Below are 21223 nucleotides of genomic sequence, written 5' to 3'. Positions count from 1 at the left end.
GGAACCCACCGATGATCCCGGCCGCCGCACGTTAGCCGGGGAACACGTCGCCCCGGAGTACACGAGGTACTCCGGGGCGACGGTTTGCGCAACCAGGGGGTGCGCCGCCAGGGCGGACCGCACCCCCGGGGACGCGATTAGCGCTTGCTGTACTGCGGCGCCTTGCGGGCCTTCTTCAGACCGGCCTTCTTGCGCTCGACGGCGCGGGCGTCACGAGTCAGGAAGCCGGCCTTCTTGAGGGCGCCGCGGTTGTTGTCCACGTCGGCCTCGTTCAGGGCACGGGCCACGCCGAGGCGCAGCGCGTAGGCCTGGCCGGAGACGCCGCCACCGCTGATGCGGGCGACGACGTCGTAACGGCCGTCCAGCTCGAGGAGCTTGAAGGGCTCGTTCACGGTCTGCTGGTGCACCTTGTTCGGGAAGTAACCCTCGAGGGTGCGACCGTTGATCTTCCACTGGCCGGTGCCGGGGACGATGCGCACGCGGGCGATCGCCTCCTTGCGACGGCCGAGGCCGGCGCCCGGGGTGGCCTCGCCGAAGCGGCCGGCCAGGGACTCGGAGGTGTAGCTCTCCTCGGAGGTGTACTCGCCCTCGACGGCCTCAGCGGCCTCGTCGAAGTCGACCTCAAGGGTTTCAGTGGTCTCGGCCACGATGTTCCTCAGCTCTTTTCAGTGTTGGGGGGCTTGGTGGCCGAATTACTGCGCGACCTGGGTGATCTCGAACGGCACCGGCTGCTGGGCAGCGTGGGGGTGCTGGTCGCCCGAGTAGACCTTCAGCTTCGAGAGCATCTGGCGGCCCAGGCTGTTCTTGGGGATCATGCCCTTGATGGCCTTCTCGACGGCCTTCTCCGGGTTGTTCGCCAGCAGGTCGTCGTAGCGCACCGAGCGCAGACCGCCCGGGAAGCCCGAGTGGCGGTAGGCCAGCTTCTGGGTCTTCTTGTTACCGGACAGGTGCACCTTGTCGGCGTTGATGATGATGACGAAGTCACCAGTGTCAACGTGCGGCGCGTAGATCGCCTTGTGCTTGCCCCGGAGGAGGTTGGCGGCCTGGGAGGCCAGGCGGCCGAGCACGACGTCGGTCGCGTCGATGACGTGCCACTGACGCTGGACGTCGCCGGGCTTGGGGCTGTACGTACGCACGGTCGTAGCCTTCGCTTTTCAGTGAGTGAGTCCTGACAGGAGCACCCGGACGGATGAGCAGCCTGGCCAACCTTGGACGCAATTCAAGGGGGGACCGCTGGTCGTCGACCTGATGTCTCCGGCGTACCGACCTCTCACGTGAGATAGAGCGAGCCAATACGCACATCAAGCGTCCAGGTTACCGGGCGGGCGGGAAGCGGTCAAAATCGCCGGCCGCCCACCCCGCGGTCACTCAGCGTTCGCGCTCGACCCGGGTGACGTCCCAGACCGGCTCGGCCGATTCGAAGACCCGCCCGTCCGCCCCGAACACCAGGAAGCGGTCGAAGGTCTTCGCGAACCAGCGGTCGTGGGTGACACACAGGACGGTGCCCTCGAAGGCCTCCAGCCCGGCCTGCAGCGCCTCGGCGCTCTCCAGGTCCAGGTTGTCGGTCGGCTCGTCGAGCAACAGGGCCGTCACACCGTCGAGTTCGAGCTTGAGGATCATCAGCCGGGCCTGCTGTCCGCCGGACAGCGACTCGAACTTCTGCTCCTCCTGCCGGTCCAGCTCGTACCGGCGCAACGCGCCCATCGCGGCGCCGCGGCTGAGCGCGTGCTCCTCCTCGATGATCGAGCGGACGGTGCGCCCGAACAGCTCCGGGTGGGCGTGGGTCTGCCGGAAGTGACCGGGGACGACCCGGGCGCCGAGCTTCCAGTCGCCGGTGTGGGCCACGCTGTCGTCGCCCGCGAGCAGCCGCAGCAGGTGCGACTTGCCGGCGCCGTTGGCGCCCAGCACCCCGATCCGCTCGCCGTAGAAGACCTCCAGGTCGAAGGGCTGCATCAGCCCGGTGAGCTCCAGCCGCTCCATGGTGAAGGCGCGCACACCGGTGCGCCCGCCCTTGAGCCGCATGGTGATGTTCTGCTCGCGCGGGGGCTCCTCCGGCCGGCCGGCCTCCTCGAACTTCTTCAGCCGGGTCTGCGCGGCCGCGTAGCGGGTGGCGAGGGCGTGGCTGACCGAGGCGGCCTGGCGCAGGGTCACCACGAGCTTCTTGAGCTTGGCGTGCTCCTCGTCCCAGCGCCGCCCCAGCTCCTCGAAGCGCGCGAACCGGTCCTTGCGGGCCTCGTGGAAGGAGTCGAAGCCGCCACCGTGCACCCAGACGCTGCTGCCGGCGGCACCGGACTCCACACTGATGATCTTCTCGGCGGTGCGGGAGAGCAGCTCGCGGTCGTGTGAGATGTACAACACGGTCTTGGAGGTCGCCTTGATGGCCTCCTCCAGCCAGCGCTTGCCCGGAACGTCCAGGTAGTTGTCCGGCTCGTCGAGCAGCAGCACCTCTTCGGGGCCGCGCAGCAGCGTCTCCAGGACGAGGCGCTTCTGCTCGCCGCCGGAGAGGGTGTTCAGGCCGCGCCACTGGGCCTTGTCGAAGGGCATCCCGAGGGCCGCCATGGTGCAGACGTCCCAGTCGGTCTCGTAGTCGTAGCCGCCGACGTCCGCCCAGTCGGAGAGCGCCTGGGCGTAGGCCATCTGCGTCTTCTCGTCGTCCTGGGCGATCATCGCCAGCTCGGCGGCGTCCACCGTCCGGGCGGCCTTGGCGATCCGCTCCGGGGCGACCGAGACCAGCAGGTCGCGCACCGAGGCGTCGGCGGGCAGGGCGCCCGGGGTGGCGCTCTGGTCCTCGCGGCCGGTGGTGCCGACGAACTGGCGCATCACGCCGAGCCCGCCGCTGATCGTCACCGTGCCGCCGTGCGGCTGGATGTCCCCCGCGATCATGCGCAGCAGGGTGGTCTTGCCGGCCCCGTTGGCGCCGACCAGGGCGACCGCGGCGCCCTCGCCGACCCGGAAGGACGCGTCGTCGAACAGCACCCGCCCGTCCGGCAGGTAGTACTCCAGGTGCGAAATCTCGACGTGTCCCATGGAAGGGATTGTCCCAAGCGGACGCCCCGGGCCAAAACGGATTACAGGGCGGCGGGCTGTCCGGGGAGCGTGCGCATCCGCCTGGCCTGCCGGTTCCGCTCGGCCAGCTGGTCGTCCGGCGGGTAGCCGACCTCTTCCAGGGTGAGCCCGTACGGTCGGATCACGTTGACGGCCGAGTTGCGGACCCCGCCGGCCAGCACCTCGCCGGGGAACTCCACCGGCCGGTGCCCGTCGCCGACCAGCAGCATCGCGCCGACCAGCGCCCGGACCATGTTGTGGCAGAAGGCGTCGGCCCGGACGGTGGCCACCGCCAGGGTGCCCTCCTGGCTCGCGTAGGCGTCCACCGGGACCCGCTCCCAGTGCAGCTCCAGCAGGGTGCGGATGGTGGTGGCGCCCTCGCGCTTCTTGCAGTACGCGGCGAAGTCGTGCTCGCCGAGCAGCAGCTTCGCGGCCTCGTTCATCCGGTCCACGTCGAGCGGCCGGTCGTGCCAGAGCACGTGCCCGCGCAGCAGCGGGTCGACCCCGCCGGGGTGGTCCGCGACCCGGTACGCGTACCGGCGCCAGATCGCCGAGAAGCGGGCGTCGAACCCGGCCGGCGCCTCGCCGACCCGGTAGATCCGGACGTCCCCGGGCAGCCGTCCGGCCAGCCGGCGGAGCAGCTTCTCCCGGTGCGCCTCCCACAGCTCGGCCGGCAGGTCGACATGGGCGACCTGGCCGCGGGCGTGGACACCGGCGTCGGTGCGGCCGGCCACGGTCAGCGGGAAGAGCTCCTGGCTGCGGGTGACGACCTGCAGCGCGCTCTCGATCTCCTCCTGGACCGTCCGGCGGCCGCCCTTCTGCCGGGCCCAGCCGGAGAACTCGGCGCCCTGGTAGGCGAGGTCGAGCCGGACCCGGACGTACCCGTCGGCCGGGCCGTCCTTCACCGGCGGCTGCTCGGCGCAATCGTTGACCACTTGCTCCCGCTCCTACGAATAAGGAACGGGCCCGCTCCCCCATCGCTGGGAGAGCGGGCCCGCATCACACCTGGAGGTGTCAGGCCTGCTCGGCGGCCTCGGCCTCGTCGGCCTTGGTCTCGACGGCGGCGGCCTCATCGGCCTCCTTGACGGCACGCTTGGCGGCGGCCTCGGCCTCGCCGACGGCGGTCTGCGCGACGGTCAGCGCCTCGACCAGCTCGATCACGGCCATCGGGGCGTTGTCGCCACGACGGGGACCGATCTTGGTGATACGGGTGTAACCACCCGGGCGGTTCTCGTAGCGCGGCGCGATCTCGGTGAAGAGGGTGTGCAGCACCGAGACGTCGGTGATGGTCTTGCGCACCAGGCGACGGTTGTGGATGTCGCCCTTCTTCGCCTTGGTGATCAGCTTCTCCGCCAGCGGGCGCATCCGACGGGCCTTGGCCTCGGTCGTGGTGATGCGGCCGTACTGGAACAGCTCCCGGCACAGACCGGCGAGCAGCAGCGGCTCGTGGTGCGGGCCGCCGCCGAGGCGGGCACCCTTGGTGGGACGCGGCATGGTGACTCCTTGAATCTCCGACTACGGCCGTATCAGGTACCGCAGCGGGCGTACCGGCACTGTTGCCCGTACGGCTTTCCATGACGACGGGGGCGGCTCCGTGGAACCGCCCCCGCGGCCAAATCTCTTAGTACTGCTCGGTCTCCGCGTAACCCGCGTCGTCCAGGTCGTCGGCGCCGAAGGCGTCGGCGGCGGCGGTCGGGTCGAACCCGGGCGGGCTGTCCTTGAGGGCCAGGCCCATGCCGGCCAGCTTCGCCTTGACCTCGTCGATCGACTTCGCACCAAAGTTGCGGATGTCGAGCAGGTCGGCCTCGGAGCGGGCGACGAGCTCACCCACGGTGTGGATGCCCTCGCGCTTGAGGCAGTTGTAGGAGCGGACGGTGAGTTCCAGCTCCTCGATCGGCAGCGCCAGGTCGGCGGCCAGGGCGGCGTCCGTCGGGGACGGGCCCATGTCGATGCCCTCGGCGTCGATGTTCAGCTCGCGGGCGAGGCCGAACAGCTCCACCAGGGTCTTGCCGGCCGAGGCCATGGCGTCGCGCGGACGCATGGCGGGCTTGGTCTCGACGTCGACGATCAGCTTGTCGAAGTCGGTCCGCTGCTCGACACGGGTGGCCTCGACCTTGTAGGTGACCTTCAGCACGGGGCTGTAGATCGAGTCGACCGGGATGCGGCCGATCTCCTGGCCGGAGGCCTTGTTCTGGACGGCGGAGACGTAGCCGCGACCGCGCTCGACGGTCAGCTCCATCTCCAGCTTGCCCTTGCCGTTCAGGGTGGCGAGGACCAGCTCGGGGTTGTGCACCTCGACACCCGCCGGCGGGGCGATGTCGGCGGCGGTCACGACGCCCGGGCCCTGCTTGCGCAGGTACATCACGACCGGCTCGTCGTGCTCCGAGGAGACGACCAGCTGCTTGATGTTGAGGATGAGGTCGGTCACATCCTCCTTGACGCCCGGCACGGTGGTGAACTCGTGCAGGACGCCGTCGATGCGGATGCTGGTGACAGCGGCACCCGGGATCGACGACAGGAGCGTGCGGCGCAGGGAGTTGCCGAGGGTGTAGCCGAAGCCCGGCTCGAGCGGCTCGATCACGAACCGCGAGCGGAACTCGTCGACGACCTCTTCGGTCAGCGAGGGGCGCTGAGCGATAAGCATGGGGGATGTTCCTCCAGTTGTCTTCGGCACCCACTATTTGATGCCGACAGGACCAAGCGTACGGGGTCCCGCAGAAAACGAGACCCCGTACGTGGTTTAAAGCAGGACCAGCGTGCCCGAAGGCGCTGCGTCAGACGCGGCGGCGCTTCGGCGGACGGCAGCCGTTGTGCGGGGTGGGGGTGACGTCCTGGATCGAGCCGACCTCCAGGCCGGTGGCCTGGAGCGAACGGATCGCGGTCTCGCGGCCGGAGCCCGGACCCTTCACGAAGACGTCAACCTTGCGCATGCCGTGCTCCTGCGCGCGACGGGCAGCGGCCTCGGCGGCCATCTGCGCGGCGAACGGGGTGGACTTGCGCGAGCCCTTGAAGCCGACGTGGCCGGCGGAGGCCCAGGAGATCACGTTGCCCGCGGGGTCGGTGATCGAAACGATGGTGTTGTTGAACGTGCTCTTGATGTGCGCGTGGCCGTGAGCGACGTTCTTCTTTTCCTTGCGGCGGATCTTCTTCGCGCCGGCAGCCTGACGACCCTTGGGGGGCATAAGTCTGTTCTCCTACTGAGGTGGTCGGTCCGCTGACCCGCGGGCCGGAGGGATGTCCGGTTACGGGACGGACTACTTCTTGCCCGGCTTCTTCTTGCCGGCGATCGCGCGACGCGGGCCCTTGCGGGTACGCGCGTTGGTGTGGGTGCGCTGGCCGCGGACCGGCAGGCCACGGCGGTGACGCAGACCCTCGTAGCAGCCGATCTCGACCTTGCGGCGGATGTCGGCGGCCACCTCACGGCGGAGGTCACCCTCGACCGTGTAGTTGGCGTCGATGTACTGGCTCAGCTTGACCAGGTCGTCCTCGCTGATGTCGCGAACGCGGACATCCGGGTTGACACCGGTCTCGGCGAGGGTCTGCTGGGCGCGGGTACGGCCGATGCCGTACACGTACGTAAGGGCGATCTCGATCCGCTTCTCACGGGGGAGATCAACGCCGGCGAGGCGTGCCATTCATGGCTCCTGTGGTTCTTCAGAGGTCTTGCGTGCTACCTACTCCGACACCTCACGGTGAGGGAGCCCCGGCCTCTGACCGGGGGAGGCATTCCGTCCGCCTGGACGGATCGGGTAGCCCGCGTATGACGTTTTTCGCGTCGCGCGAAGTACTACGAGAAATGCGGGAGGGAGATCAGCCCTGGCGCTGCTTGTGGCGCAGGTTGTCGCAGATCACCATGACCCGGCCGTGACGGCGGATCACCTTGCACTTGTCGCAGATCTTCTTGACGCTCGGCTTGACCTTCATGTTCAGGTTCTCCGGGTCTAGATCTGACGTTCTTACTTGTAGCGGTAGACGATCCGGCCGCGCGTGAGGTCGTAGGGGCTGAGCTCCACGACGACCCGGTCGTCCGGCAGGATGCGGATGTAGTGCATGCGCATCTTGCCACTGATGTGCGCGAGGACCTTGTGACCGTTCTGCAGCTCGACCTTGAACATCGCGTTCGGAAGAGACTCGATCACGGTGCCCTCGATCTCAATGGCGCCTTGCTTCTTAGCCATGAACTGCGAGATCCACCTTCCGGGACCGGCTACCGTATGCGGAACGCTCGTGCGAACCTGGGTTCACCCCTCCCCCGGAGGGAAGAGGGCGCGCTGAAGCACGCTACGAGTGAGCCGACGGTCCATCCTACGCCAGCGCGTCCCGCGGGCCAAAACGGGGGTACCGGAAGGAGTCCACCGTCACACCGGCCGCGTCAGACCCCGGCGGGGACGGTCAGCGGGTCGACGTGGGCGGTGCAGGCCGAGCAGCGGCGGGCGGCCTGCGGGATCTCGGTCAGGCACTCGGGGCAGGGGCGCGTGAGGGTCTTCGGCTTCTGCGGCAGGTACCGCGCGGTCGCCTTGGTGACCGGCAGCACGACGCAGAAGTACAGCACCGCGGCCGTCATGACGAAGGCGATCAGCACGTTGAGGAACTGCCCGTACGGGAAGGTCACGTGGGCGATCGTCGCGGTGTACGAACTGAAGTCGCCGGCCGCGCCGATCACCACGCCGACCAGCGGGGTGAGGAACGCGGTGACGAAGCCGGTCACCACCGCGGTGAACGCGGCTCCGATGACCACACCGACCGCCATGTCGACGACGTTGCCGCGCATCATGAAGTCGCGGAATCCCTTGAGCACGTGTGCTCTCCTGCTCACTCGTAAGCCAACTGCCACTGCCAGCCGTTAAAAATAGGACAAAAGCCCTGGAGGTCCAAACCTCCAGGGCTCTGATCCCTTGTCAGCGGCGACGGTCGGCCACCGCGGCGACTACGCCAGCGGGTCCGGAGCGGCGGTGACGCCCAGCTTGGCCAGCTCGGCCTTGCCGCCGTCGAAGGCGGTCAGCACCAGCGGGCCCTGCTCGGTGACGGCCACCGAGTGCTCCCAGTGCGAGGCCCAGGTGCCGTCGTTGGTGACGACCGTCCACTCGTCGTCCAGCACCGCGGTGTGCGGGGTGCCCAGCGAGACCATCGGCTCGATCGCCAGCACGGTGCCGGGGACGAGCTTCGGGCCCTTGCCGCGGCCGCGCTCGACGTAGTTCAGCACGTGCGGCTCCATGTGCATCGCGGTGCCGATGCCGTGGCCGCCGTAGCCCTCGGTGATGCCCCACTTGCCCTTGGGCGGCAGCGGCTGGCGGCGGATGAAGCCCTCGATCGCCTTGGAGACGTCCACCAGGCGGTTGCTCTTCTTCATCTGGGCGATGCCGGCCCACATCGAGCCCTCGGTCACCCGGCTGAGCATCTCCACCTCGGGACGGACCTCGCCGACCGCGACGGTGATCGCCGAGTCGCCGTGCCAGCCGTCCAGGATGGCGCCGCAGTCGATCGAGATGATGTCGCCCTCCTGCAGCACCCGCTCGCCGGGGATGCCGTGCACGACCTCGTTGTTCACCGAGGCGCAGATCACGCCCGGGAACCACAGCCCACCGTGGTGGGCGCGGAAGTTCGAGGTGGCGCCGTGGTCGGTGATGACCTTGTCGGCGATGTCGTTGAGCTCCTGGGTGGTCACCCCGGGAGCGACCGCCTCGCGGCAGGCCTTGAGCGCCTCGGCGACGACCAGCCCGGCCGCCCGCATCTTCGCGATCTGCTCGGGGGTCTTGATCTCCACCATCAGGTCACGCCTTCCAAGTCCGGATTACCACTGCCTACCACCGTACGACGTCGAAAACGGCCGGGCCGCCCGCTCCACGGGCGACCCGGCCGTTCCACGCGTACCTCGCCGAGCGAACTCAGCCGTTCTGCTTCAGCGCCTCGATCGCGCGCTGGGTGACCTCGTCCACCTTGCCGAGGGCCGAGATGGTCGCCACCAGGCCCTGCTGGACGTAGTAGTCGATGATCGGCTCGGTCTCCGTGTGGTAGACCTCCAGGCGCGTGCGCACCTTCTCCTCGGTGTCGTCCGAGCGCTGGTACAGCTCGCCGCCGCACTCGTCGCAGACGCCCTCGACCTTCGGCGGGTTGTAGTCCACGTGGAACACGTGGCCCCCGTCGTTGCGGCACAGGCGGCGGCCGGCGATCCGGCGCACGACCTCCTCCTCGGGGACCTCCAGGTCCAGCACGCCGTCCAGCTTGATGCCCTGCTCGACCAGGAACTCGTCGAGCGCCTTGGCCTGACCCAGGTTGCGGGGGAAGCCGTCGAGCAGGAAGCCGTTGGCCGCGTCGGCCTTGAGCATGCGGTCCTTGGCCATCCCGATGGTGACCTCATCCGGCACCAGGCGACCCGCGTCCATGTAGCTCTTGGCCTCGAGCCCCAGCGGGGTGCCCTGACCGATGTTGGCGCGGAACAGGTCTCCGGTGGAGATGTGGGGGATGGACAGGGTCTTGGCGAGCAGGTGCGCCTGAGTACCCTTCCCGGCCCCGGGAGGACCAACGAGGACGATACGCATCAGCGGAGGAACCCTTCGTAATTGCGCTGCTGGAGCTGGCTCTCGATCTGCTTCACAGTTTCGAGTCCGACGCCGACGACGATGAGCACGCTGGTGCCACCGAACGGGAAGTTGGTCTGCTGTCCGAAGGCGACCAGGGCGATCATCGGGATCAACGCGATCAGGCCCAGGTAGAGCGAACCCGGCCACGTGATCCGGGTCAGCACGTAGTTCAGGTACTCGGCCGTCGGCCGGCCGGCCCGGATGCCCGGGATGAAGCCACCATACTTCTTCATATTGTCGGCAACTTCTTCGGGGTTGAAGGAGATGGCGACGTAGAAGAAGGCGAAGAAGACGATCAGCAGGAAGTAGGTGGCCATGTAGATCGGGTGGTCACCCTTGACGAAGTTCTGCTTGATCCACACCGCCCAGCCGGCCTGGCTGTTGGTCAGCTGGACCACCAGGGCCGGGATGTACAGCAGCGACGAGGCGAAGATGACCGGGATGACACCGGCCTGGTTCACCTTGAGCGGGATGTAGGTCGAGGTGCCGCCGAACGCCCGGCGGCCGATCATGCGCTTCGCGTACTGGACCGGGATCCGGCGCTGGGCCTGCTCGACGAAGATGACCAGCATCACAACGATGATGCCGACGGCCACCACGGAGAGGAACTCGACCCAGCCGCCGCCGATGGTGCCGGAGGTCTTGATGGCCCACATCGAGGACGGGAACTGCGCGGCGATCGAGGTGAAGATCAGCAGCGACATGCCGTTGCCGATGCCGCGGTCGGTGATCAGCTCACCCAGCCACATGATGACCGTGGTGCCGGCGGTCATCGTGATGACCATGACGGCGATCCGGAACACCGAGGTGTCCGGCACGATCTGGTTGGCCTGCAGGCAGCCCGAGAACAGCGCGCCGCTGGAGGCCGTCGCGACGATGCCGGTGCCCTGGAGCACGGCGAGCGCGATGGTCAGGTAGCGGGTGTACTGGGTGATCTTCGCCTGGCCGGCCTGGCCTTCCTTCTTCAGCATCTCCAGTCGCGGGATCACGACGGTGAGGAGCTGGAGGATGATGCTCGCCGTGATGTACGGCATGATGCCGAGGGCGAAGATCGTCAGCTGTAGTAGCGCGCCACCGCTGAACAGGTTGACGAGCCCGAAGAGGCCGTTGTTCTTGGTCTCCTTCACGCACTCGTTCACGGCCGTGAAGCTCACGCCCGGGATCGGAATGTGCGAGCCCAGCCGGAACAGCACCATGATGCCCAGCGTGAACAGCAGCTTCTTGCGCAGGTCGGGCGTCTGGAACGCCCGCGCGAACGCACTGAGCACGGTGCCTCCTGCGCCTCCCGCGCGTCGTCGGCGGGAGGGTCGGTCCTGAATGGGGAGTTTGCGGTACGGGCCCCCGTACAGACGGCACAGGCGAGCCTACGCGCAGCCTACAAGGGAACTCCACGGACTCTAACAGTGCGCGGCCACTCGAAAGAAGCGCGTACCGTCCCTCCCCCACTCACGGGGGTACGGGATGCCCGGTTTTGCCACACAAAAGAACGAGCGCCGGTACCGCCGGATTTCGGCCCGGAGGTGAAAGCCGCGGTAAAAGCACGAGCCCCGCACCTCCCGAAGGAGGTGCGGGGCTCGAAGCCGGGTGTCGGCGGGTTCAGCGGGCTCAGACGAGCTCGGTGACCGTACCGCCGGCGGCCTTGATCTTCTCGGCGGCCGAGCCGGAGACGGCGTCGACCGTCACCTGCAGCGCAACCGAGACCTCGCCGGTGCCGAGCACCTTGACGAGGGAGTTCTTGCGAACCGCGCCCTTCGCGACCAGGTCCTCGACCGTGACCTCTCCACCCTGCGGGTAGAGCTCGGCCAGCTTGTCGAGGTTGACGACCTGGAACGTGATCTTGAACGGGTTCTTGAAGCCCTTCAGCTTCGGCAGGCGCATGTGGAGCGGCATCTGGCCACCCTCGAAGCGCTGCGGAACCTGGTAGCGGGCCTTGGTGCCCTTGGTACCACGACCGGCGGTCTTACCCTTGGAGCCCTCACCACGACCCACACGGATCTTGTCGGTCTTGGCACCCGGGGCGGGACGCAGGTTGTGGATCTTGATCGGGTTGTCGCCCATGATCAGTCCACCTCCTCAACCGTCACCAGGTGACGGACCGTGTGGGCCATCCCGCGGATCTCGGGACGGTCCTCCTTCACCACGACGTCGTGCATGCGCTTGAGACCAAGCGAACGCAGGGTGTCACGGTGATTCTGCTTGCTGCCGATGTACGACTTGGTCTGCGTGATCTTCAGGCGAGCCATCAGGCGCTCACCCCAGCAGCACGCGCCCGCAGCAGAGCGGCGGGGGCCACGTCCTCCAGCGGCAGGCCACGACGCGCGGCGATCTCCTCGGGGCGCACGAGGCCCTTCAGAGCAGCCACGGTGGCGTGCACGATGTTGATCGCGTTGTCCGAGCCGAGCGACTTCGACAGGATGTCGTGAATGCCGGCGCACTCCAGGACGGCGCGCACCGGACCACCGGCGATAACACCGGTACCGGGGGCGGCGGGCTTCAGGAGCACGACGCCGGCGGCCTTCTCACCCTGGATCGGGTGCGGGATGGTGCCCTGGATACGGGGGACCTTGAAGAAGTTCTTCTTGGCCTCCTCAACACCCTTGGCGATGGCGGCCGGAACCTCCTTCGCCTTCCCGTAACCGACACCCACGGTGCCATCGCCATCGCCCACCACGACCAGCGCGGTGAAGGAGAAACGACGGCCACCCTTGACAACCTTGGCGACACGGTTGATCGCGACGACGCGCTCGACGTAAGCGGTCTTCTCGACGGCGGGGGCGTTACCCCGGTCGTCACGCTTACGGTCACGCCGCTCGCCACCGGTGCCGCCGCCGGCGCCGCTACCGCGGCGCTGGGGTCCAGCCATTGGAATTACCTCTCTCGATTACGTCCGCCGACAGAGTCGACGAGCGGCTTAGAAGTCGAGCCCGGCCTCGCGAGCCGCGTCCGCCAGGGCGGCGATGCGGCCGGCGTACCGGTTGCCCGCGCGGTCGAAGACGACCGCCTCGATGCCGGCAGCCTTGGCGCGCTCGGCGACCAGGCTCCCGACCTTCTTGGCCAGCTCGGTCTTGTCGCCCTCGGCGCCCTTGATGGACACGTCGAGGGTGGACGCCGACGCCAGGGTGTGACCCTTGGCGTCGTCGATGACCTGGGCGACCATGTGACGGTTCGAGCGCGTCACAACGAGGCGCGGACGCACCTCGGTGCCGACGACGCGCTTGCGAACGCGGATCGCGCGGCGCTTGCGAGCGGCGCTCTTGTAGGCGTTGCCCTTGCCGATCTTGACAGAGACACTCATCGCTTACTTACCACTCTTTCCGACCTTGCGGCGGATGACCTCGCCCGCGTACTTGACGCCCTTGGCCTTGTACGGGTCGGGCTTGCGCAGCTTGCGGATCTTCGCAGCGACCTCGCCGACCTTCTGCTTGTCGATGCCGTCCACGTGGAACTTGGTGGCCGACTCGACGACGAAGGAGATGCCCTCGGGGGCCTCGACCAGGATCGGGTGGCTGTAGCCCAGCTGGAACTCCATGTCGGAGCCCTTCGCCAGAACTCGGTAGCCGACACCGCTGATCTCCAGCGACTTGCGGTAGCCCGCGGTCACGCCGGTGATCATGTTCGCCACCAGCGTGCGGGAAAGACCGTGCAGGGCCTTCGACTGACGCTCGTCGTTGGGGCGGGTGACGAGCAGCGTGCCGTCCTCGCCCTTACCGATCTCGATCGGCGCGGCGACAACGTGGGTGAGGGAGCCCTTCGGGCCCTTCACCGAGACCGCCTGGCCATCGATGGTGACGTCCACGCCAGCGGGGACCTGGATGGGCAGCCGTCCAATGCGCGACATTGCTGTACCTCCGTTTCCCGAATTACCAGACGTAGGCGAGGACTTCTCCGCCTACGCCCTTCTTGGCGGCCTGCTTGTCGGTCAGGAGGCCGGAGGACGTGGAGATGATCGCCACGCCCAGGCCGCCGAGAACCTTCGGCAGGTTGGTGGACTTTGCGTAAACGCGCAGACCCGGCTTGCTGATGCGCTTGATGCCGGCGATGGAGCGCTCACGGTTGGGGCCGAACTTGAGCTCGATGGTCAGCTTCTTGCCGACCTCGCCCTCAGTCGGCTCCTCAACCTTGTAGGAGGAGATGTACCCCTCCTGCTGCAGGATCTGGGCGACGTGCGCCTTGATCTTGCTAGCCGGCATCGCCACGGTGTCGTGGTACGCCGAGTTCGCGTTACGCAGACGCGTGAGCATGTCTGCGATGGGGTCGGTCATGGTCATGATGGCCTCAGGCCTCTCTCGCCGCGGTTTCTCCGCGCCAGGTCCCCCTGCCGCACTCTTTCGAGTGCGTCAGAGGCACAAGCGCAGGGGACCTGCGACGTCGTAAGACTGGGTGCGAGCCCTCCCGTAAGAGGGCCACGGACATCCATGGGGAAGCCGTGGCAGGGGGCCCGACCCCACTACCTTACGGGAATCCGTACGGCAGGCCCAAAACGGGCCGGTGTGGGATCGGGCACCTCTGCTTCGCTGGCTGTGCCTAAAGCTCTGGCCGTCTTCTGGAAGAAGAGGACTACCAGGAGCTCTTGGTCACGCCCGGCAGCTCGCCGCGGTGTGCCATCTCACGGAGGCAGACACGGCACAGGCCGAACTTGCGGTACACCGAGTGCGGACGGCCGCAGCGCTGGCACCGGGTGTAAGCCCGGACGCCGAACTTCGGCTTGCGCTCGGACTTCGCGATGAGGGACTTCTTCGCCATTGGCTCACGCCTCCTTGAACGGGAAGCCCAGAGCGCGCAGGAGCGCCCGGCCCTCGTCGTCGGTCTGAGCGGTGGTCACGACGGTGATGTCCATACCGCGCTGACGGTCGACCTTGTCCTGGTCGATCTCGTGGAACATAACCTGCTCGGTCAGACCGAAGGTGTAGTTGCCACGGCCGTCGAACTGCTTCGGGGAGAGGCCACGGAAGTCACGGATACGCGGCAGGGCCAGCGACACCAGACGGTCCAGGAACTCCCACATGCGGTCACCGCGGAGGGTGACGTGCGTGCCGATCGGCTGGCCCTCGCGCAGCTTGAACTGCGCGATGGACTTACGAGCCTTGGTCACGGCCGGCTTCTGACCGGTGATCGCGGTCAGGTCGCGGATCGCGCCCTCGATCAGCTTGCTGTCACGGGCGGCCTCGCCGACACCCATGTTGACGACGACCTTGACCAGGCCGGGCGTCAGCATGACGTTCTCGTACGAGAACTGCTCCTGCAGCTGACCCTTGATCTCGGAGTTGTAACGCTCCTTGAGACGGGGGGTCACCTTCTCAACAGTCGTCTCAGACATCAGATGTCCTCACCGGTTCGCTTGGCAACGCGGATCTTGTTGCCCTCGTCATCGAAGCGGTAGCCAACGCGGGTGACGACCTTCTTGCCGTCCTTCTCCACGACCAGCTGGACGTTGGAGACGTGCACCGGGGCCTCGACGGTGACAATGCCACCCTGAGTGCCCGGGCCCGGCTTGGTGTGCTTCTTGACCCGGTTCACACCCTCGACCAGGACCTTGTTCTCAGCCGGCATGGCCTGGATGACCTTGCCCTGCTTGCCCTTGTCCTTGCCGGTGATGACCTGAACCAGGTCACCCTTCTTGATCTTCATGCTGTTCGCCATGAGTTAGAGCACCTCCGGCGCAAGCGAGATGATCTTCATGAACTTCTTGTCACGCAGCTCGCGGCCCACCGGGCCGAAGATGCGGGTGCCACGGGGGTCACCATCGGTGTTCTTCAGAACGACCGCGGCGTTCTCGTCGAAGCGGATGTACGAGCCATCCGGACGACGACGCGACTTCACGGTACGGACGACGACGCACTTGACGACGTCACCCTTCTTCACCGAACCGCCGGGGATCGCGTCCTTGACGGTCGCGACGATGACGTCCCCGATACCGGCGTAGCGGCGACCGGAGCCACCGAGAACGCGGATGCAAAGGATTTCCTTCGCGCCCGTGTTGTCGGCGACACGCAGTCGCGACTCCTGCTGGATCACAGCTTTCTCCTGATCGTCAACGAGAGCTGACGGGCCGGCCGCTGCTCACACCAGCGCCCGCGAGGAGCCTGGTGCACATACGGCCGTACCGCATCAACTTCGTTACTTGGCCTTCTCGAGGATCTCGACGACGCGCCAGCGCTTCGTCGCGGACAGCGGGCGGGTCTCCGCGAGGAGGACCCGGTCGCCGATGCCGCAGGCGTTCGCCTCGTCGTGCGCCTTCAGCTTGTTCGTACGGCGGATGACCTTGCCGTACAGAGCGTGCTTGACGCGGTCCTCGACGGCGACGACGACGGTCTTGTCCATCTTGTCGCTGACGACGAGACCCTCACGGGTCTTGCGGAAACCGCGCGTCTCGTTGGTGTTCTCAGTCATCAGGCGCTCTCCACCGTCTCGATGCCCAGCTCGCGCTCGCGCATCAGGGTGTAGATCCGCGCGATGTCCTTACGGACGAGCTTGAGCCGTCCGTGGTTGTCGAGCTGCCCGGTCGCCGCCTGGAAGCGGAGGTTGAACAGCTCCTCCTTGGCCTCACGGAGCTTGGCAACGAGACCCTCGTTGTCCAGCTCGCGGAGGTCAGCAGCCTTGGTGCCGGCCGACATCAGCTCTCACCTGCCTCGCGCCGGATGATCCGGCACTTCATCGGGAGCTTGTGAGCAGCGCGGGTCAGCGCCTCACGAGCCACCTTCTCGTTGGGGTACGACAGCTCGAACATGACCCGACCCGGGTGCACGTTCGCGATCCACCACTCGGGCGAACCCTTACCGGAACCCATGCGGGTCTCGGCCGGCTTCTTGGTGAGCGGACGGTCCGGGTAGATGTTGATCCAGACCTTGCCGCCACGCTTGATGTGACGGGTGACGGCGATACGAGCGGACTCGATCTGCCGGTTCGTCACGTAGGCCGGGGTGACGGCCTGGATGCCGTACTCGCCGAAGGCGAGCTCGGTGCCACCCTTGGCAGCGCCGCGGCGCTTGGGGTGGTGCTGCTTGCGGTGCTTGACCCGACGGGGGATCAGCATTGGGGTCAGGCCTCCGTTCCGGTGTTCTCGGCAGCCGGAGCCTCGGCGACCGGGGCCGCGGAGGCCTCGGCAGCGGCGGGGCGACGGCCACGGCCACCGCGCTCGCCACCACGGCGCTCGCCACCGCGGGCGGGACGACCACCCTCGGGACGGGCCGGGCGGTTACCCGAGCGGGCAGCGGCGTTCTCAGCGCGGACCTCGGCGATGTTCTTGACGTCGCCCTTGTAGATCCAGACCTTCACGCCGATGCGGCCGAAGGTCGTCTTGGCCTCGAAGAAGCCGTAGTCGACGTTCGCGCGCAGGGTGTGCAGCGGCACACGGCCCTCGCGGTAGAACTCCGAACGGCTCATCTCGGCGCCGCCGAGACGACCGGAGCACTGGACCTTGATGCCCTTGGCGCCGGACTTCATGGTGCCCTGCATCGACTTGCGCATGGCACGACGGAAGGAGACGCGCGAGGACAGCTGCTCCGCGACGCCCTGAGCCACGAGCTGGGCGTCCAGCTCGGGGTTCTTGACCTCGAGGATGTTCAGCTGGACCTGCTTGCCGGTCAGCTTCTCCAGGTCGCCGCGGATGCGGTCGGCCTCGGTGCCACGGCGACCGATGACGATGCCGGGGCGAGCGGTGTGGATGTCGACGCGGACGCGGTCGCGGGTGCGCTCGATCTCGACCTTGGAGATGCCGGCGCGCTCCATGCCCTTCGTCATCATGCGACGAATGGCAACGTCTTCCTTGACGTAGTCCTTGTACAGCTTGTCGGCGTACCAGCGGGACTTGAAGTCCGTGCTGATGCCGAGGCGGAACCCGTGCGGGTTAACCTTCTGGCCCATTACCGGGTCCCTTCCTTGCTGCTGACGACCACGGTGATGTGGCTGGTCCGCTTGCGGATCCGGTAGGCACGGCCCTGGGCACGCGGACGGAACCGCTTCAGGGTCGGGCCCTCGTCAACGTACGCCTCGCTGATGACGAGATCGTCCACGTTGTTGTGGTTGTAGTTGTGCACGGCGTTGGCGATGGCGCTGTCAAGCACCTTGCCGACCGGCACGGTGGCGGCCTGCGGAGCGAAACGCAGGACCGCCTGGGCCTCCGTGGCGTTCAGGCCACGGATGAGGTCCACCACGCGGCGGGCCTTCATGGGCGTGACGCGGATGTACCGCGCCTGGGCCCTGGCTTCCATGGTTGTCCCCTTGCTGGTGTAAGTCATTGAGTCGGTAATCTCGCTGGCGACTAGCGACGCTTCGACTTGCGGTCGTCCTTGACGTGACCGCGGAACGTGCGCGTCGGCGCGAACTCGCCGAGCTTGTGGCCGACCATCGACTCGGTGACGAACACCGGGACGTGCTTACGGCCATCGTGCACCGCGATCGTGTGGCCGAGCATGGCCGGGAAGATCACGGAGCGACGGGACCAGGTCTTGATGACGTTCTGGGTACCCGCCTCGTTCTGCGCGTCCACCTTCTTGAGAAGGTGGCCGTCGATGAAGGGGCCCTTCTTGAGACTGCGCGGCATCTGACCTGCTCCTAGCGCTTCTTGTTGGTCTTGCGGCGGCGCACGATGAGAGCGTCCGACGCCTTCTTCGGGCGACGGGTACGACCCTCCTTCTGGCCCCACGGCGAGACCGGGTGGCGGCCACCAGAGGTCTTACCCTCACCACCACCGTGCGGGTGGTCGATCGGGTTCATGGCGACACCACGCACGGTCGGGCGGACGCCCTTCCAGCGCATACGGCCGGCCTTGCCCCAGTTGATGTTCGACTGCTCGGCGTTGCCGACCTCGCCGACGGTCGCGCGGCAGCGCGCGTCGACCAGGCGGATCTCACCGGAGGGCATGCGCAGGTGCGCCATCTTGCCCTCACGCGCCAGCAGCTGGATGCCGGAGCCGGCCGAGCGGGCCAGCTTGGCACCGCCGCCGGGACGCAGCTCCACCGCGTGGATGGTGGTACCGACCGGGATGTTGCGCAGCGGCAGGTTGTTGCCCGGCTTGATGTCGGCGCCAGCGCCGTTCTCGATCCGGTCACCCTGCGCGATGCCGCGCGGCGCGATGATGTAGCGCTTCTCGCCGTCCAGGTAGTGCAGGAGCGCGATGCGCGCGGTGCGGTTCGGGTCGTACTCGATGTGAGCGACCTTGGCCGGCACGCCGTCCTTGTCGTGACGACGGAAGTCGATCACGCGGTAGGCGCGCTTGTGTCCGCCACCCTGGTGGCGAGCGGTGATACGACCGGCGTTGTTACGGCCGCCCTTGCTGTGCAGGGGGCGAACCAGCGACTTCTCCGGCGTGGACCGCGTGATCTCTACGAAGTCGGCCACGCTGGAGCCGCGACGGCCCGGCGTAGTCGGCTTGTACTTGCGGATGCCCATTTGGCTCTCTCGTCCTCGTCCTTATCGACGATCCGAGTCTCCGTTAGGAGACCGGACCCCCGAAGATGTCGATGCGGTTGCCCTCGGCCAGCGTCACGATGGCGCGCTTGGTGTCCTTGCGCTTGCCAAAGCCCGTCTTGGAGCGCTTGCGCTTGCCCTGACGGTTGAGCGTGTTGACCGACTCGACCTTGACCGAGAAGACCGCCTCGACGGCCTGCTTGATCTGGGTCTTGTTGGCGCCCGGCGACACGATGAACGTGTACTTGTTCTCGTCGAGGAGCGAGTAGCTCTTCTCCGAGATGACCGGCTTCACCAGGACGTCACGGGGGTCCGTGAACGTCTTGCTCGTGATCTCTGCAGCCATCAGGCGGCGCTCCCTTCGAGCTCGCCCTCAGCAGCCACGGCCTTGGCGGACGCGGCCGGACCGGCCACGAAACGCTCGAAGGCGGCCTGGGTGAAGACCACATCGTCGGAGACGAGCACGTCGTAGGTGTTCAGCTGACCGGCGTCCAGGATGTGGACGTTCGGCAGGTTGCGGGCGCTCTTCAGACCCAGCTCGTCGGCACGCTCGACGACGAGGAGGATGTTCTTGCGCTCGGTGATCTTGCCGAACAGACCCTTGGCGGCCTTGGTCGACGGCGCCTCGGTCGCGATCACGTCGGTGACGACGTGAATGCGGTTGTGGCGGGCCCGGTCGGTGAGCGCACCGCGCAGGGCGGCGGCGATCATCTTCTTCGGGGTCCGCTGCGAGTAGTCACGCGGCACGGGACCGTGCACGACGCCACCGCCGGCGAACTGCGGCGCACGGGTCGAGCCCTGACGGGCGCGGCCGGTGCCCTTCTGGCGGTACGGCTTCTTGCCGCCACCGCGGACCTCGCCACGAGTCTTGGTCTTGTGGGTGCCCTGACGGGCCGCAGCGAGCTGCGCCACGACGACCTGGTGCATCAGCGGAACGCTGACCTTCGCGTCGAAGATCTCGGCCGGCAGCTCGAGGCTGCCGGTCTTGTCGCCCGAGGGCGACAGGATGTCAATGGTGCTCATATCCTCACAGCCCCTTCGCCGCGGTGCGGACGAGGACGAGGCCGCCGTTCGGGCCCGGGATTGCGCCCTTGATCAGGAGCAGCCCCTTCTCCGCGTCAACGGCATGGATGGTCAGGTTCTGGGTGGTCACACGCTCGTGGCCCATCCGGCCGGCCATCCTCACGCCCTTGAACACGCGACCCGGGGTGGCGCAGCCACCGATCGAGCCGGGCGAGCGGTGCTTGCGCTGCACACCGTGACCGGCGCCGAGGCCCCGGAAGTTGTGGCGCTTCATGACACCGGCGAAGCCCTTGCCCTTGGAGGTGCCGGTCACGTCGACCTTGACACCTGCCTCGAACAGCTCCGCGGTGATCTCCTGGCCGAGGGTGTACTCGGACGCGTCCGAGGTACGGAGCTCGACCAGGTGACGGCGCGGGGTGACACCGGCCTTGGCGAAGTGGCCCGCGAGGGGCTTGTTCACCTTGCGGGGGTCGATCTCGCCGAAGCCGAGCTGGACGGCGCTGTAGCCGGCCGCGCTGTCGGCGGTGTGGACCTGGGTCACGACATTGGGCCCAGCCTTGACGACGGTCACCGGGACAACCCGGTTGTTCTCGTCCCAGACCTGGGTCATGCCGAGCTTCTCGCCCAGGATGCCCTTAATCTGCTTAGCCATCTTCGGTGCGCCTCTCAGAGCTTGATCTCGATGTCGACGCCCGCCGGCAGGTCGAGACGCATGAGCGAGTCAACCGTCTTCGGCGTGGGGTCGAGGATGTCGATCAGACGCTTGTGAGTACGCATCTCGAAGTGCTCGCGCGAGTCCTTGTACTTGTGCGGCGAGCGGATGACGCAGTACACGTTCTTCTCAGTGGGCAGCGGCACCGGGCCCGCGACCTGCGCACCAGTACGGATCACCGTCTCGACGATCTTCTTCGCCGAAGAGTCGATGACCTCGTGGTCGTAGGCCTTGAGCCGGATGCGGATCTTCTGTCCCGCCATGGCTACTCAGTAGTCCTTTGTCCTTATTTGCCACACGACTGCCCCTCCGACCCCCGCGCTCGGGCGTGTCGCCTTCGCGCTTGCAAAAAACCGGCGAAGTACTTCGTCGGTTTCGAACTTTCGGGGTGGGGGGAGCCGGGTCGAGGCCCCGCACACGCTTCCCGGAAGATTCCCGTACTTTCGCCCCGCAG

The 21223-nt window shown here is 67.3% G+C and carries 35 protein-coding genes; all 35 read right to left on the bottom strand.

All coding sequences use genetic code 11. The annotated features are described in order from the left end of the window. Nucleotides 1–137 precede the first annotated feature (137 nt). The 35 genes from rpsI to rpsJ all read right to left on the bottom strand — a co-directional run bounded on the left by rpsI (nt 138) and on the right by rpsJ (nt 21032). A complete protein-coding gene (gene rpsI, locus BG452_RS26005; RefSeq protein ID WP_317621235.1) occupies nt 138–647 on the bottom strand; it encodes a 30S ribosomal protein S9 in 510 nt (169 codons plus the stop codon). 45 nt (nt 648–692) lie between these two features. Continuing rightward, nucleotides 693–1136 (bottom strand): 50S ribosomal protein L13, encoded by a 444-nt coding sequence (rplM, locus tag BG452_RS26000; RefSeq protein ID WP_030055846.1) that lies wholly within the window; start codon nt 1134–1136, stop codon nt 693–695. Nucleotides 1137–1368: 232 nt separating this feature from the next. After that, nucleotides 1369–3027, bottom strand: a complete 1659-nt coding sequence (locus tag BG452_RS25995) for an ABC-F family ATP-binding cassette domain-containing protein (protein WP_188306772.1) — start codon at nt 3025–3027, stop codon at nt 1369–1371. 41 nt (nt 3028–3068) lie between these two features. Next, nucleotides 3069–3980, bottom strand: coding sequence for a tRNA pseudouridine(38-40) synthase TruA (gene truA, locus BG452_RS25990; protein ID WP_188306771.1), 912 nt, complete (start codon nt 3978–3980; stop codon nt 3069–3071). Nucleotides 3981–4059: 79 nt separating this feature from the next. Further along, nucleotides 4060–4539 (bottom strand): 50S ribosomal protein L17, encoded by a 480-nt coding sequence (gene rplQ, locus BG452_RS25985; RefSeq protein WP_188306770.1) that lies wholly within the window; start codon nt 4537–4539, stop codon nt 4060–4062. A gap of 127 nt (nt 4540–4666) precedes the next feature. Beyond that, the gene (locus BG452_RS25980) at nt 4667–5689 is read right to left on the bottom strand and encodes a DNA-directed RNA polymerase subunit alpha (RefSeq protein ID WP_030055844.1); all 1023 of its coding nucleotides are present in this window, start codon (nt 5687–5689) and stop codon (nt 4667–4669) included. A gap of 130 nt (nt 5690–5819) precedes the next feature. After that, entirely contained in the window at nt 5820–6227 is a 408-nt protein-coding gene (rpsK, locus tag BG452_RS25975) for a 30S ribosomal protein S11 (RefSeq protein ID WP_030232513.1), read from the bottom strand. Between the two features lie 72 nt (nt 6228–6299). Further along, nucleotides 6300–6680 (bottom strand): 30S ribosomal protein S13, encoded by a 381-nt coding sequence (gene rpsM / locus BG452_RS25970; RefSeq protein ID WP_188306769.1) that lies wholly within the window; start codon nt 6678–6680, stop codon nt 6300–6302. A 175-nt stretch (nt 6681–6855) separates the two neighbouring features. Then, entirely contained in the window at nt 6856–6969 is a 114-nt protein-coding gene (gene rpmJ / locus BG452_RS25965) for a 50S ribosomal protein L36 (protein ID WP_003956441.1), read from the bottom strand. Nucleotides 6970–7001: 32 nt separating this feature from the next. Further along, complete coding sequence (gene infA / locus BG452_RS25960) at nt 7002–7223, bottom strand: translation initiation factor IF-1 (RefSeq protein ID WP_003956442.1); 222 nt, start codon at nt 7221–7223, stop codon at nt 7002–7004. Between the two features lie 194 nt (nt 7224–7417). Beyond that, nucleotides 7418–7843: a large conductance mechanosensitive channel protein MscL gene (gene mscL, locus BG452_RS25955; protein ID WP_188306768.1), complete on the bottom strand. Its 426-nt coding sequence runs from the start codon at nt 7841–7843 to the stop codon at nt 7418–7420. Between the two features lie 129 nt (nt 7844–7972). Further along, nucleotides 7973–8812, bottom strand: coding sequence for a type I methionyl aminopeptidase (gene map, locus BG452_RS25950; protein WP_188306767.1), 840 nt, complete (start codon nt 8810–8812; stop codon nt 7973–7975). 118 nt (nt 8813–8930) lie between these two features. Further along, nucleotides 8931–9584: an adenylate kinase gene (locus BG452_RS25945; RefSeq protein ID WP_188306766.1), complete on the bottom strand. Its 654-nt coding sequence runs from the start codon at nt 9582–9584 to the stop codon at nt 8931–8933. Then, nucleotides 9584–10894, bottom strand: coding sequence for a preprotein translocase subunit SecY (secY, locus tag BG452_RS25940; RefSeq protein ID WP_188306765.1), 1311 nt, complete (start codon nt 10892–10894; stop codon nt 9584–9586). The genes BG452_RS25945 and secY overlap by 1 nt, the downstream gene beginning before the upstream one ends. Nucleotides 10895–11231: 337 nt before the next feature. Beyond that, entirely contained in the window at nt 11232–11684 is a 453-nt protein-coding gene (gene rplO, locus BG452_RS25935) for a 50S ribosomal protein L15 (RefSeq protein ID WP_030280790.1), read from the bottom strand. 2 nt (nt 11685–11686) lie between these two features. Further along, nucleotides 11687–11869: a 50S ribosomal protein L30 gene (gene rpmD, locus BG452_RS25930; protein ID WP_030055835.1), complete on the bottom strand. Its 183-nt coding sequence runs from the start codon at nt 11867–11869 to the stop codon at nt 11687–11689. After that, on the bottom strand, nt 11869–12489 hold the full coding sequence (gene rpsE / locus BG452_RS25925; protein ID WP_030393306.1) for a 30S ribosomal protein S5: 621 nt from the start codon (nt 12487–12489) through the stop codon (nt 11869–11871). Before rpsE ends, rpmD begins: the two co-directional genes overlap by 1 nt. Nucleotides 12490–12537: 48 nt before the next feature. Then, nucleotides 12538–12921: a 50S ribosomal protein L18 gene (gene rplR, locus BG452_RS25920; RefSeq protein WP_030232494.1), complete on the bottom strand. Its 384-nt coding sequence runs from the start codon at nt 12919–12921 to the stop codon at nt 12538–12540. Nucleotides 12922–12924: 3 nt separating this feature from the next. After that, a complete protein-coding gene (gene rplF / locus BG452_RS25915; RefSeq protein WP_188306764.1) occupies nt 12925–13464 on the bottom strand; it encodes a 50S ribosomal protein L6 in 540 nt (179 codons plus the stop codon). 22 nt (nt 13465–13486) lie between these two features. After that, nucleotides 13487–13894: a 30S ribosomal protein S8 gene (gene rpsH / locus BG452_RS25910; protein ID WP_188301635.1), complete on the bottom strand. Its 408-nt coding sequence runs from the start codon at nt 13892–13894 to the stop codon at nt 13487–13489. 289 nt (nt 13895–14183) lie between these two features. Further along, nucleotides 14184–14369: a type Z 30S ribosomal protein S14 gene (locus tag BG452_RS25905; protein WP_030055830.1), complete on the bottom strand. Its 186-nt coding sequence runs from the start codon at nt 14367–14369 to the stop codon at nt 14184–14186. Between the two features lie 4 nt (nt 14370–14373). After that, the gene (gene rplE, locus BG452_RS25900; protein WP_030393302.1) at nt 14374–14943 is read right to left on the bottom strand and encodes a 50S ribosomal protein L5; all 570 of its coding nucleotides are present in this window, start codon (nt 14941–14943) and stop codon (nt 14374–14376) included. Further along, the gene (gene rplX / locus BG452_RS25895) at nt 14943–15254 is read right to left on the bottom strand and encodes a 50S ribosomal protein L24 (protein WP_030232484.1); all 312 of its coding nucleotides are present in this window, start codon (nt 15252–15254) and stop codon (nt 14943–14945) included. The genes rplE and rplX overlap by 1 nt, the downstream gene beginning before the upstream one ends. 15 nt (nt 15255–15269) lie before the next feature. Then, entirely contained in the window at nt 15270–15641 is a 372-nt protein-coding gene (gene rplN / locus BG452_RS25890; protein WP_030393301.1) for a 50S ribosomal protein L14, read from the bottom strand. A gap of 102 nt (nt 15642–15743) precedes the next feature. Further along, nucleotides 15744–16016, bottom strand: coding sequence for a 30S ribosomal protein S17 (gene rpsQ, locus BG452_RS25885; protein ID WP_030055826.1), 273 nt, complete (start codon nt 16014–16016; stop codon nt 15744–15746). Next, complete coding sequence (gene rpmC / locus BG452_RS25880; protein ID WP_049649042.1) at nt 16016–16240, bottom strand: 50S ribosomal protein L29; 225 nt, start codon at nt 16238–16240, stop codon at nt 16016–16018. Before rpmC ends, rpsQ begins: the two co-directional genes overlap by 1 nt. Beyond that, a complete protein-coding gene (rplP, locus tag BG452_RS25875; RefSeq protein ID WP_030055824.1) occupies nt 16240–16659 on the bottom strand; it encodes a 50S ribosomal protein L16 in 420 nt (139 codons plus the stop codon). Before rplP ends, rpmC begins: the two co-directional genes overlap by 1 nt. A 5-nt stretch (nt 16660–16664) precedes the next feature. Continuing rightward, a complete protein-coding gene (gene rpsC, locus BG452_RS25870) occupies nt 16665–17489 on the bottom strand; it encodes a 30S ribosomal protein S3 (protein WP_188306763.1) in 825 nt (274 codons plus the stop codon). After that, nucleotides 17489–17836 (bottom strand): 50S ribosomal protein L22, encoded by a 348-nt coding sequence (gene rplV / locus BG452_RS25865; protein ID WP_033824229.1) that lies wholly within the window; start codon nt 17834–17836, stop codon nt 17489–17491. Before rplV ends, rpsC begins: the two co-directional genes overlap by 1 nt. A gap of 50 nt (nt 17837–17886) precedes the next feature. Continuing rightward, on the bottom strand, nt 17887–18168 hold the full coding sequence (gene rpsS / locus BG452_RS25860; RefSeq protein ID WP_030055821.1) for a 30S ribosomal protein S19: 282 nt from the start codon (nt 18166–18168) through the stop codon (nt 17887–17889). An 11-nt stretch (nt 18169–18179) separates the two neighbouring features. Next, nucleotides 18180–19016 (bottom strand): 50S ribosomal protein L2, encoded by an 837-nt coding sequence (rplB, locus tag BG452_RS25855; protein WP_188306762.1) that lies wholly within the window; start codon nt 19014–19016, stop codon nt 18180–18182. A gap of 43 nt (nt 19017–19059) precedes the next feature. After that, nucleotides 19060–19380: a 50S ribosomal protein L23 gene (rplW, locus tag BG452_RS25850; protein WP_411293020.1), complete on the bottom strand. Its 321-nt coding sequence runs from the start codon at nt 19378–19380 to the stop codon at nt 19060–19062. Further along, complete coding sequence (gene rplD / locus BG452_RS25845) at nt 19380–20057, bottom strand: 50S ribosomal protein L4 (protein ID WP_188306761.1); 678 nt, start codon at nt 20055–20057, stop codon at nt 19380–19382. The genes rplW and rplD overlap by 1 nt, the downstream gene beginning before the upstream one ends. A 4-nt stretch (nt 20058–20061) precedes the next feature. After that, nucleotides 20062–20709: a 50S ribosomal protein L3 gene (gene rplC, locus BG452_RS25840; RefSeq protein ID WP_188306760.1), complete on the bottom strand. Its 648-nt coding sequence runs from the start codon at nt 20707–20709 to the stop codon at nt 20062–20064. Between the two features lie 14 nt (nt 20710–20723). After that, on the bottom strand, nt 20724–21032 hold the full coding sequence (rpsJ, locus tag BG452_RS25835; RefSeq protein ID WP_012785157.1) for a 30S ribosomal protein S10: 309 nt from the start codon (nt 21030–21032) through the stop codon (nt 20724–20726). Nucleotides 21033–21223 lie beyond the last annotated feature (191 nt).

This window comes from Streptomyces sp. CBMA123 (genome assembly GCF_014596465.1).
In the GTDB taxonomy this organism is placed as follows: domain Bacteria; phylum Actinomycetota; class Actinomycetes; order Streptomycetales; family Streptomycetaceae; genus Kitasatospora.
The sequence above is the reverse complement of the archived record's forward strand: the minus strand, read 5'-3'. Positions and strand labels throughout refer to the sequence as shown.